Source organism: Stenotrophomonas sp. YIM B13575 (assembly GCF_042787595.1).
Taxonomy (GTDB): domain Bacteria; phylum Pseudomonadota; class Gammaproteobacteria; order Xanthomonadales; family Xanthomonadaceae; genus Stenotrophomonas; species Stenotrophomonas lactitubi_B.
The window spans coordinates 1-9,938 of the sequence record NZ_JBHZOP010000096.1 but is presented as its reverse complement, the minus strand read 5'-3'; the positions used below and the strand labels follow the sequence as shown (position 1 = coordinate 9,938).

General features: G+C 68.6%; 8 protein-coding genes. 5 read left to right on the top strand and 3 right to left on the bottom strand.

Features of this window, described 5'->3' with window-relative positions; genetic code table 11:
• Window positions 1–127: 127 nt before the first annotated feature.
• The gene (gene asnB, locus ACFX4F_RS15340) at window positions 128–2,029 is read right to left on the bottom strand and encodes an asparagine synthase (glutamine-hydrolyzing) (RefSeq protein ID WP_380656770.1); all 1,902 of its coding nucleotides are present in this window, start codon (window positions 2,027–2,029) and stop codon (window positions 128–130) included.
• Window positions 2,030–2,374: 345 nt separating this feature from the next.
• Between asnB and ACFX4F_RS15335 the strand changes: the two genes are divergently transcribed.
• Entirely contained in the window at window positions 2,375–3,064 is a 690-nt protein-coding gene (locus tag ACFX4F_RS15335; protein ID WP_099821602.1) for a winged helix-turn-helix domain-containing protein, read from the top strand.
• Complete coding sequence (locus ACFX4F_RS15330; protein WP_380656766.1) at window positions 3,061–4,404, top strand: ATP-binding protein; 1,344 nt, start codon at window positions 3,061–3,063, stop codon at window positions 4,402–4,404. Before ACFX4F_RS15335 ends, ACFX4F_RS15330 begins: the two co-directional genes overlap by 4 nt.
• Here the strand turns inward: ACFX4F_RS15330 and ACFX4F_RS15325 are convergent.
• Together ACFX4F_RS15325 and ACFX4F_RS15320 are read right to left on the bottom strand one after the other, a co-directional pair.
• Entirely contained in the window at window positions 4,401–5,873 is a 1,473-nt protein-coding gene (locus tag ACFX4F_RS15325; RefSeq protein WP_380656763.1) for a sensor histidine kinase, read from the bottom strand. The genes ACFX4F_RS15330 and ACFX4F_RS15325 overlap by 4 nt on opposite strands.
• The gene (locus ACFX4F_RS15320) at window positions 5,870–6,589 is read right to left on the bottom strand and encodes a response regulator transcription factor (protein ID WP_099821599.1); all 720 of its coding nucleotides are present in this window, start codon (window positions 6,587–6,589) and stop codon (window positions 5,870–5,872) included. Before ACFX4F_RS15320 ends, ACFX4F_RS15325 begins: the two co-directional genes overlap by 4 nt.
• 144 nt (window positions 6,590–6,733) lie before the next feature.
• On the opposite strand from ACFX4F_RS15320, the gene msrB reads away from it, so the two are divergent.
• Genes msrB through msrA form a run of 3 tightly spaced genes read left to right on the top strand, consistent with a single transcriptional unit; the run spans window position 6,734 to window position 9,827 of the window.
• Window positions 6,734–7,309 (top strand): peptide-methionine (R)-S-oxide reductase MsrB, encoded by a 576-nt coding sequence (gene msrB, locus ACFX4F_RS15315; RefSeq protein WP_205405361.1) that lies wholly within the window; start codon window positions 6,734–6,736, stop codon window positions 7,307–7,309.
• 2 nt (window positions 7,310–7,311) lie between these two features.
• Window positions 7,312–9,075: a cytochrome c biogenesis protein DipZ gene (locus ACFX4F_RS15310; protein WP_380656758.1), complete on the top strand. Its 1,764-nt coding sequence runs from the start codon at window positions 7,312–7,314 to the stop codon at window positions 9,073–9,075.
• Between the two features lie 14 nt (window positions 9,076–9,089).
• On the top strand, window positions 9,090–9,827 hold the full coding sequence (msrA, locus tag ACFX4F_RS15305; protein WP_380656755.1) for a peptide-methionine (S)-S-oxide reductase MsrA: 738 nt from the start codon (window positions 9,090–9,092) through the stop codon (window positions 9,825–9,827).
• Window positions 9,828–9,938 lie beyond the last annotated feature (111 nt).

Below are 9,938 nucleotides of genomic sequence, written 5' to 3'. Positions count from 1 at the left end.
CGGAGGCCCTTGCGTGCGAAGTAAAGGGGGAGGTGACGGCCAACGGCCGGCGCCGGAGGACATTCGCACGCAAGGGCCTCCGCCCTGCGCCAGCAAGATCCGCCGCGCCCGTAAGGATCGCTCCCGGCTAGCGCCCGCGATTCCCGTGCCAGTGCTGGTACCACGCCTGGAACATCAACACGTTCCACAGGTGCGTATGCCATTTGCGCTCGCCGCGCAGGAACGCCTCCCAGATCGCGCGCACGCGCACCGCATCGAAGCAGCCCTGGTTGCGCAGCAGTTGCGGGTCGAGCAGCGCTTCCGCCCAGTCACGCAGCGGGCCGGCCAGCCAGCGCGCCATCGGTGGGCCGAAACCGCGCTTGGGACGATAGACCAGCGGCGCGGGAAGGTAGCGCGACAGCAGATGCTTGAGGATCCGCTTGTGCTCACCGTCGTGGTATTTGAGGTGCTGCGGCAGGCGCCAGGCCAGGCGCACCACCTCCATGTCCAGCAACGGCGAGCGCGTTTCCACGCCGGCCGCCATGCCGGCGCGGTCGACCTTGGCAAGGATGCCTTCGGCCAGATCCATGCGGAAATCCAGCAGCTGGATGCGTGCTTCTGCCGGCAGTGCGGTGTCCTGCTGCTGGAAGATCGTCGCCGGCTCGCGTGCGCCCAATACCACCTGGGTCGGCTGCCGCCAGCGGGTGACGCGCTGCAGGTAATGCCCCTCCACATCGTTGGCGGCCACCTCGGCCACCAGTGCCCGCCATCCGCCAAGCCGACCCCGCTCGACGTTCAAGCGGCTGCTGCCACGTCGCGCGAGGTCGCGCACCCAGTCCGGCAGGCCACCGCACAGGCGCGCATTGCGCAACGCGCGGCCATAACTGGGATGGCCGAAGAACAGTTCATCGCCGCCGTCGCCGGTCAACGCCACCGGCTTGCGCGCGCCGAGCAGCTCGCTGGCCAGCAGGGTGGGCAGCTGCGAGGCATCGGCGAACGGTTCGCACCAGACCTGCGGCAAGCGTTGCAGCAGATCCAGGCCCTGCCGGCTGTCCATCCTGTGCAGGTGGTGGTGCACGCCCAGGTGGCGGGCGACCTGCGAGGCCCAGTCGCTCTCGTCGTGACCGGGGTCGTCGAACCCCACCGTCCATGCTTCGATCGGCAACGCTGATTGCGCCTGCATCATCGCCACCACCAGCGACGAATCGGTGCCCCCGGACAGGAACGCGCCGCAGGCCACGGGCGAATGCATGCGCGCGGCGATCGCCTGCTGCAGCACCACTTCCAGCTGGTCGGTGGCCTGCTCCAGGCTGGGCGCCGGCTGCAACGGCTGCTGCAGCGCGGATTGCATCGCATCGCGCGCGCACCAGTAACGATGGCCTCCCTGCGTCGCCTGCGTTGATCCGCCGGCGGCATGATCGTTGAGGTCCACGCGCAGCATCGCCCCGGCCACCAGCTTGTGGATGCCCCGATAGATGGTGTGCGGCGCGGGCACATAGTCATGGCGCAGCAGCAGGCTCAGTGCATCCTGGTCGATGCTGGGAGCGAATCCGGCAAAGGCCTGCAGCGCCTTCAGCTCCGAAGCGAACAGGAACTGGCCCTGGTACCACCCGTAATACAACGGCCGTTCGCCGACCGGGTCGCGCGCCAGCCAGAGTTCATGCGCCTGGCGGTCCCAGACACTGAACGCAAACGCCCCTTCGATGCGCGTCAGCGCACGCTGCACGCCCCACTCCACGATGGCCTGCAGCAGCAGGCGTGCATCGGTGCAGCTGCGTGGCAGATCGCGCAGCTGCGACTGCAGCGCCGCCCTGTTGTAGATGCGGCCATCCAGGCACAGCACGTAGCGCCCACAGCTGGAACTGAGCGGTTGCAACGGCATGTCGGTCGGCGCACGGCAATGACCGAGGGCCAGTCCTGCGTCGGCATCGGTCCAGTAACCGATGCGACCGCGGCCGCGCTGCTGCAGCGCCCGCAGCATCGGCGCCAGCTGCTGCAGCAACTGCTCGTCGTCGGCCGGCGGCAGCCAGGCCCCGACCACGCCGCTCATCGCTGGCCTCCATGGCAATGGCAATCAAGGGAACGCACGGGGCAGGAGGCGGACGGCATGAGGGCGGCACGCGGAGGGGGAGAGCTGCCATGCTCGGCCCCGCCGAGCGCCACGTCAGTCGTAGCGCTGTCAGCGACCGTCACCGCAGGCGCGCCTTGCGTAACGTTTTGTAACAACGCGATTGCTACGCTGCAGCCAAGTCATTGCCCGGCCTGAGGCCCGGCCCGTGCGCCAGCAACCCCGGCTGAATGGCGCCCGCCCCCAGGACCCGGGCGGCCCGACAGCTGGGATAGCATCGCCGCGCTCGTGCCACGGCGGTACGGAAGCGCCCCGGAGGCCTTGTAAATGCTGGATATCGTACTGGTTGAAGACGACGCTCGGCTGGGCACGATGGTCAGCGACTACCTGCAGCGGCACGGTTACCAGGTCGCCCATGAGCGCTGCGGCCAGCGCGCGATCGCCCGGATCCTCAGCGAAAAGCCGGCGCTGGTCCTGCTCGACATCGGCCTTCCGGGCCAGGATGGTTTCGAAGTGTGTCGGCAGATCCGGCCCCACTATGACGGGATCATCTGCGTGCTGAGCGCCCGTACCGACAACATCGACCAGGTACTGGGACTGGAACTGGGCGCCGACGACTACATCGGCAAGCCGATCGAGCCGCGGGTGCTGCTGGCCCGCCTGCGCGCCCACCTGCGCCGCCATCGCCGGGTCGAGCCACGCGATGAAGCGCTGCGTTTCGGTGAACTGAGCATCGACCCGTCCACCCGCAACGTGCACCTGCAGGGCCGCCTGCTGGAACTGACCACCGCCGAATTCGACCTGCTGTTCCTGCTGGCCGGCAACGCGGGCCAGATCCTCGACCGCGATGCGCTGCTGCGCGGCCTGCGCGGCATCGCCTTCGATGGCCTGGACCGCTCGATCGATGCGCGCATCTCGCGGCTGCGGCGCAAGCTGGGCGACAACCCGGAACAGCCCGAGCGGATCAAGACCGTGCGCGGCCGTGGTTACCTGTTCAGCCGATCGGCATGGGGATGAAGCATCCATCGTCGGCCATGCGTGGCCACGCCTTCCACTTCCTGCGCTACGGCATCGGCTTCCTGGTCGCCCATCTGCTGCTGATCGTGGTCGGATTGTGGGCCTGGGATACGCTGCTGGAAGACCGCACCGAGGCCAGCCTGCAGGCGGAAATGCGCGGCCCGCATGCGATGCTGCAGCATCGCTTCGCCGAAACGCCACCGGCGCAGTGGCCAGCCCTGGCACAACAGCTGGACAGCGATTTCGCCTATCCGCTGCAGCTGATGCCGCTGACCGAGGCGGCGGCGATACTGCCGGCGAAACAGCGCAAGGGCTTGCTCAACGGACACGTGCAGATCGAGCTGGACAGCATGCGCAGCCTGCAGCGCGTCGGCAACAGCAGCAGTGCGCTGGTCCTGGGACCATTGGACCAGGCCCTGCCCGAGGAAGGCTGGCAGGACAGCGAGGCCTCCGGCGTGGCCATCATCCTGCTGATCCTGATGGTGGCGGTGGCGTTGCCGATGTACGTGATGGTCTACCGGCTGTGGCGCGATGTCTCGCAGCTGGCGCAGACCGCGCGACGGATGCGCGATGGCCAGCTCGACAGCCGTGCGCCGCGTGCCGGCACCGCGCTGGTGCGGCCGTTGGCCAAGGCGTTCAACCACATGGCCGAACAGCTGCAGTTGCTGCTGGAAAGCCAGCGCGTGCTGGCCCAGGCGGTGGCGCACGAAGTACGTACACCGCTGGCGCGGATGCGTTTCGGCCTGGCCGATCTGGAAGACACCGGATTGGACGACGCCCAGCGCGATGCGCTGTCCGGGCTGCGCATCGATGTGGACCGCCTGCAGCACCTGACCGACGCCGGCGTTGAATACGCCGCACTCGGCCGCTGCCATCAGCTCACCCGCCAGCGCCTGCAACTGGCCGCACTGGTACGCGGAGTGGTCGACCAGTTCGCGCCTCTGACGATCCCGGTGCAGCTGGACCTGTCGCCGGCAGGGCTGGTCAACGTCAACCGGCACATGCTGGAACTGGCCCTGCGCAACCTGCTGGGCAACGCGCTGCGCTATGCGCGCCGGCAGATCCGCATCGTCAGCACGCTCAACGAGGGATGGCTGTGCCTGCAGGTGGAGGACGACGGCCCCGGCATCGCCGTCGAACTGCGCAGCCAGGTGTTGCAGCCCTACGTGCGGCTGGACCAGGCCAGCCCGGGTTTCGGGCTGGGGCTGGCGCTGGTGCAGGTGGTGGCGGACAAGCATCGCGGCCACGTGGAAGTGGCCGATTCGGCGCTCGGTGGTGCCTGCATCCGGCTGCTGCTGCCGATGGAAAGCGGTGTCGCGCCACCAGCAGAAGACGTCTAGTTCGTCTCCGCATCCGCGCGCGGCAAGGCGAACACGAACAGCGCACCCTGATCGCTTTCGCGCAGCTCGATGCGGCGGCCATGCAACTGCACGATGCGCTGCACGATCAGCAGGCCGAGCCCGCCGTTCTCGCCACGCCGTGCCCCCAGTGCCGCTGGTGCCTGGAACAGTTGCCCACGCAGCGCTGGCGGCACTCCGGGGCCATCGTCCTGTACCGCCACCTGCACACTGTCGAGCAGCGCCGACAGCTGCACCTGCACGCGGCCACCGTCCGGTGCATGCCGCAGCGCGTTGTCGAGCAGGTTGGTCAGCACGCGCTCCACCAGACCGAGATCGGCGCGTACCAGCGGCAGGCCCGGCGGGAAGTCAGCATGCAGGCGCTGCCCACGCGCCTGCGCGGCCAGTTCGAATTTCTGCAGTACGTCCTGCAGCAGTTCCGGCAGCGCGAAGACTTCCCACTCCAGCCGCACTTCGCCGTGTTCCAGCCGCGCCAGTTCGAACAGCGCGCGGGCAAGACGGCCGACCTTGGCGCTCTGCGCCAGTGCGATACCGAGATAGCGACGACGCTCCTGCGGCGACAGCGTGGCTTCCTTCAGTGCCAGCGTCTCCAGGTAACCGTGCAGCGAGGACAACGGCGTGCGCAGGTCGTGCGAGATGTTGGCCACCAGCTCGCGGCGCTGCAGGTCCTGTTGTCGCAGCTGCTGCCACTGCTCGCCCAGCCGCTGTGCCATCTGTGCATGGGCATGTTCGAGGATCTTCAGTTCATCGCGTTCACCCACGCGCAGCGGTACCGGCGCGGGCAGCGGCGTTGGTGCATCGATATCGAAGGCCTGTATGCGCCGGGTGACCTGGCGCAGCGGCCGGGTCACCCAGTAGAAGGCCACCAGGCCGGCAAGCAGGCCCAGCCCGCCGATCAACAGCACCGACCACAGCGTGGTGCGCCATTGGCTGCCGGCGGCCAGGTCATCGGCCAGCATCTGCCGGTGTTCGCCCACCAGCACCACATACACGTAGCCGGCCTGGCGCCCCTGCACCACCAGCGGCGCGACACTGAACACCTTGCGGCCATCCGTGCTGCGCGGATCGTCACCGAGGATCGGCAGCGGCGCACCGGACAGCAGCCGCCGCAGCGGTGCCACGTCCACCTGGCTGCGCATCAGGTGGCCGCTGGGTGCATCGTGGCCGAGGATGCGGCCCTGGTCGTCCAGCAGGTACACCTCGACGCTGGGGTTGACCGCCATCAGCTGGCCGAACAAGGCGCGCACCGCCGCATCGCGCATGCCGCTGGTGTCCATCAGCTCGCTGCGCTGGGCGATGTGCTCGGCCAACCCCAGCGACAGGCGCTGCACCACTTCCTGCTCATGCCGGGTATTGGTGCGCATCTGCCAGGCCAGCAGCGCCATGCAGCACGTCAGCATCAGCGCCGACATCACCAGCGCCAGTTTCTGCCATAGGTTCGGCTTGATCATGCTGCCGCCCCGGCCGGGTCGACCAGCTTGTAGCCACGCCCCCATACGGTCAGCAGACGCCGTGGATTGCCCGGGTCGGTCTCGATCTTGCTGCGCAGGCGGTTGATGTGGGTGTTGACCGTGTGCTCGTAACCATCGTGCTGGTAACCCCAGACCTGGTTGAGCAGTTCCATCCGCGCAAAGACCTGGTCCGGGTGGCGGGCGAAGAACAGCAGCAGTTCGAACTCGCGCGGGGTGAGCTCCAGCGCGTTGCCATCGACGGCGGCGGTGCGCGCGACCGGGTCCAGGCGCAGCCCACCGAGCTCGATCGCCCCGGCATCGATGCGCGCGTTCTGTGCCATGGCTTCGGCGCGGCGCAGCAGTGCACGCACGCGCGCCACCAGTTCCGGCATCGAGAAGGGCTTGGCCAGGTAGTCGTCCGCGCCCAGTTCCAGGCCGACGATGCGTTGGGTCTCGCTGCCGCGCGCACTGATGATGATGATCGGCACATAGCGCGCCATCGCACGTGCACGCTGGCAGACCTGCAGGCCGTCCACGCCCGGCAGCATCACGTCCAGCACCAGCGCATCCCACGGACCTTCCTGTTCGATCAGGCGCAGGCCGGCATCACCGCTGGCGGCATGCGCGACGTCATAGCCCTCATCACCCAGGTGCATGCGCAGCAGGTCGGCGATATGGGCATCGTCTTCAACGATCAGGACACGTTTGGCGGACATCGGCAGGGTCGGGCCAGTGGGGAGGCTGCCCGCATTGTGGCGCGGGAGCGGCGTGGATACCTCACGAAAAATTGAATCCTGCGTGAGGATTCGTTGACCGGAGGGGGCGCAGCATGACCCCGTCGCCCCTTCCAGGAGTCCGCCATGTCCCTCACCCGCCGCCATCTGCTGGGCCTGGGCGGTGCTGTCACCGCCGCCGGCCTGCTGGGCCTGGGCGCATGCAGCCGCGCTGCCCCCGCCGCTGCCGAGGCACGGCCTTCGCGACAGTTCGAGGTGGCCCGCAGCGATGCCGAGTGGCGCCGGCTGCTGAGCCCGGCGCAGTACGCCGTGCTGCGCCAGCAGGCCACCGAGCGCCCCTGGAGCAGCCCGCTGAACAAGGAACACAGGCAGGGTACGTTCGCCTGCGCCGGCTGTGCGCTGCCGCTGTTCTCGTCGTCCACCAAGTTCGAGAGCCACACCGGCTGGCCCAGCTTCTGGGCGCCGCTGCACAACGCCATCGGCGAAGACCGTGACACCACCTTCGGCATGTTGCGGGTGGAAGCACATTGCCGTCGTTGTGGCGGCCACCTCGGCCATGTGTTCAACGACGGCCCGCGTCCGACCGGACTGCGCTACTGCATGAACGGCGCCGCGATGGCGTTCATTCCCGGGGCTGCACAACAGGACGCCGCTGGCGGCTGGCGCGTGCCGCTGGGCTCTTCCCCCACTTCGGGAGCGTGATGATGCTGCTGTTGCTGCTTGCTTATCTCGGGGGCGTGCTGACCCTGCTCAGCCCGTGCATCCTGCCGGTGCTGCCGTTCGTGTTCGCACGCGCCGATCGTCCTTTCCTGCGCAGCACCCTGCCGCTGCTGGTGGGCATGGCGCTGACCTTCACCGTGGTTGCCAGCCTGGCCGCGGTCGGCAGCCAGTGGGTGGCGCAGGCCAACCAGATCGGCCGCTGGGTGGCACTGGTGCTGATGGCCGTGTTCGCCGTCGCGCTGCTGTGGCCGACCCTGGCCGACCATCTGCTGGCGCCGTTCCAGCGCATCGGCGCGCGGCTGAGCGCGCGTGCCGACGCCGCGGATGCGGCCGGCCGTGGCGGCGCCTGGACCTCCTTGCTGATCGGCATTGCCACCGGCCTGCTGTGGGCGCCCTGCGCCGGCCCGATTCTCGGCCTGGTGCTGACCGGCGCCGCCCTGAACGGCGCCAGCGTCGGCACCAGTTCGCTGCTGCTGGCCTACGCGCTGGGCGCAGTCACCGCACTGGCGCTGGCAGTGTGGGTGGGTGGCCGTGTGTTCCGTGCCCTGCAGGCCCGGCTCGGCCTGGGCAATGTGCTGCGCCGGGTGCTGGGCGTGGCCGCGCTGCTGGCGGTAGTGGCGATCGGCCTGGGCTGGGACACCGGCCTGCTGACCCGCCTGTCCGCAGTCAGCACCGCGCGCATCGAGCAGGGCCTGCTGGACGCCGTGCCCGACGCGCAACCGGCAGCACCGCCGATGATGATGATGGCGGCCGGGCAGGCAGGCGCGCCGCTGCCAGTGGAAGGCACACTGCCTTCGCTGGACGGCGCCACCGGCTGGCTCAACAGCCCACCGCTGAGTGCGGAGCAGCTGCGCGGCAAGGTGGTGCTGATCGATTTCTGGACCTACTCCTGCATCAACTGCCTGCGCGCGATGCCGTTCGTGCATGAGTGGGCGCAGCGCTACCGCGACCATGGCCTGGTGGTGGTCGGGGTGCATACGCCGGAGTTCGCCTTCGAGCGCGACCCGCGCAACGTGATGAAGGCCGTGCAGCAGCTGAAGGTCGAATACCCGGTCGCGCTCGACAACCAGTATTCGATCTGGCGCGCGTTCAACAACCGCTACTGGCCGGCGCACTACTTCATCGACGCGCAGGGCAATATCCGCGGCCATCAGTTCGGCGAGGGCAACTACGCGCATTCCGAACAGGTGATCCGCCGTCTGCTGGTGGAAGCCGGGCAGACCGACCTGCCACCGCCTGCGGACCCCGCTGCGGCCGACCTGCAGGGCGTAGCCACGCAGGCCGACATGGGCAACCTGCGCTCGCCGGAAACCTACCTGGGCCACGCACGTGCCGAGCAGTTCGCCTCGCCGGGCGGGCAGCACGCCGACACAGCATTCGGCTACACGCTGCCGTCCACCCTGGCGCTGAACCAATGGGGCCTGTCCGGACAGTGGCGGGTCAACGATGAAGCGGCGCAGCTGCAGCAGGCCGGAGGCCGCATCGCCTTCCAGTTCCATGCCCGCGACCTGCATCTGGTGCTGGCACCGGGCGAGGACGGGAAGCCGGTGCGCTTCCGCGTGCTGCTTGATGGCAAGCCACTGCCAGCGGCCGATGCCGGCGCCGACGTGGCGGCCGATGGCACCGGCACCGTCAACGAACACCGTCTGTACCAGCTGATCCGCCAGCAAGGCACGATCGGTCCGCATCGTTTCGAGATCGAATTCCTCGACGCAGGCGTGCAGGCCTACGCCTTCACCTTCGGTTGAACCGGGAGCACACGATGAAACTCTCCTTCGAACAGGGCATTGCCGCCGGCGTCGCCGGCCTGGTCGCCACCGCGCTGGTCGCGGGCGTGCTGCTGGTGGACCGCGGTGCGGTGGCCGCAGCGGCCGAGCCCACGGCACAGGTGCAGGCGTTGCCTGCGCCCAGCGGCGACGCGGCGTTCCGCGATGACGCCAGCCATGCCAGCGTGGTCTTCGCCGGCGGGTGCTTCTGGGGCGTGCAGGGCGTGTTCCAGCACGTCAAAGGGGTGAGCAACGCGGTGTCTGGTTACATCGGGGGTAGTGCCGCCGATGCCCGCTATGAGCGCGTCAGCGGTGGCCGCACCGGCCACGCCGAAGCGGTGAAGGTGGACTACGACCCGCGCCAGGTCAGCTATGGGCAGCTGATGCAGGTGTTCTTCTCGGTGGTGCACGACCCGACCCAGCTCAACCGCCAGGGGCCCGATCATGGCAGCCAGTACCGCTCGGCGATCTTCGTCGATGACACGCGCCAGCAGGCAGCAAGCCGCGCCTACATCGGACAGCTCGGCCAGGCCGGCAGCTACCGCGCGCCGATCGTTACCCAGGTAGGCAGTGGCCAGCGCTTCTACCCGGCCGAGAGCTACCACCAGAACTACATGAGCAACTACCCGCAGGCTGCGTACATCCGCTACTACGACGCGCCCAAGCTGGCCGCGCTCGGCAAGCAGTTCCCGGCGTTGTACCGCCGCGATCCGGCGCTGGTACCGATGCGGTAACACCCCTCTTCTGTAGAGCCGAGCCCATGCTCGGCTGCTGTTGGCGGAAGAGCAGCCGAGCATGGGCTCGGCTCTACACACAACAGAAAAAGACGCACGGCCACAGGGCCG

Bases quoted from the DNA above. Each gene is read 5' to 3' on its own strand.
- ACFX4F_RS15330 (WP_380656766.1), top strand. From the start codon at position 3,061: ATGAAGCATCCATCGTCGGCCATGCGTGGCCACGCCTTCCACTTCCTG.
- msrA (WP_380656755.1), top strand. From the start codon at position 9,090: ATGAAACTCTCCTTCGAACAGGGCATTGCCGCCGGCGTCGCCGGCCTG.
- ACFX4F_RS15320 (WP_099821599.1), bottom strand. From the start codon at position 6,589: ATGTCCGCCAAACGTGTCCTGATCGTTGAAGACGATGCCCATATCGCC.
- msrB (WP_205405361.1), top strand. From the start codon at position 6,734: ATGTCCCTCACCCGCCGCCATCTGCTGGGCCTGGGCGGTGCTGTCACC.
- ACFX4F_RS15310 (WP_380656758.1), top strand. From the start codon at position 7,312: ATGCTGCTGTTGCTGCTTGCTTATCTCGGGGGCGTGCTGACCCTGCTC.
- ACFX4F_RS15335 (WP_099821602.1), top strand. From the start codon at position 2,375: ATGCTGGATATCGTACTGGTTGAAGACGACGCTCGGCTGGGCACGATG.
- asnB (WP_380656770.1), bottom strand. From the start codon at position 2,029: ATGAGCGGCGTGGTCGGGGCCTGGCTGCCGCCGGCCGACGACGAGCAG.
- ACFX4F_RS15325 (WP_380656763.1), bottom strand. From the start codon at position 5,873: ATGATCAAGCCGAACCTATGGCAGAAACTGGCGCTGGTGATGTCGGCG.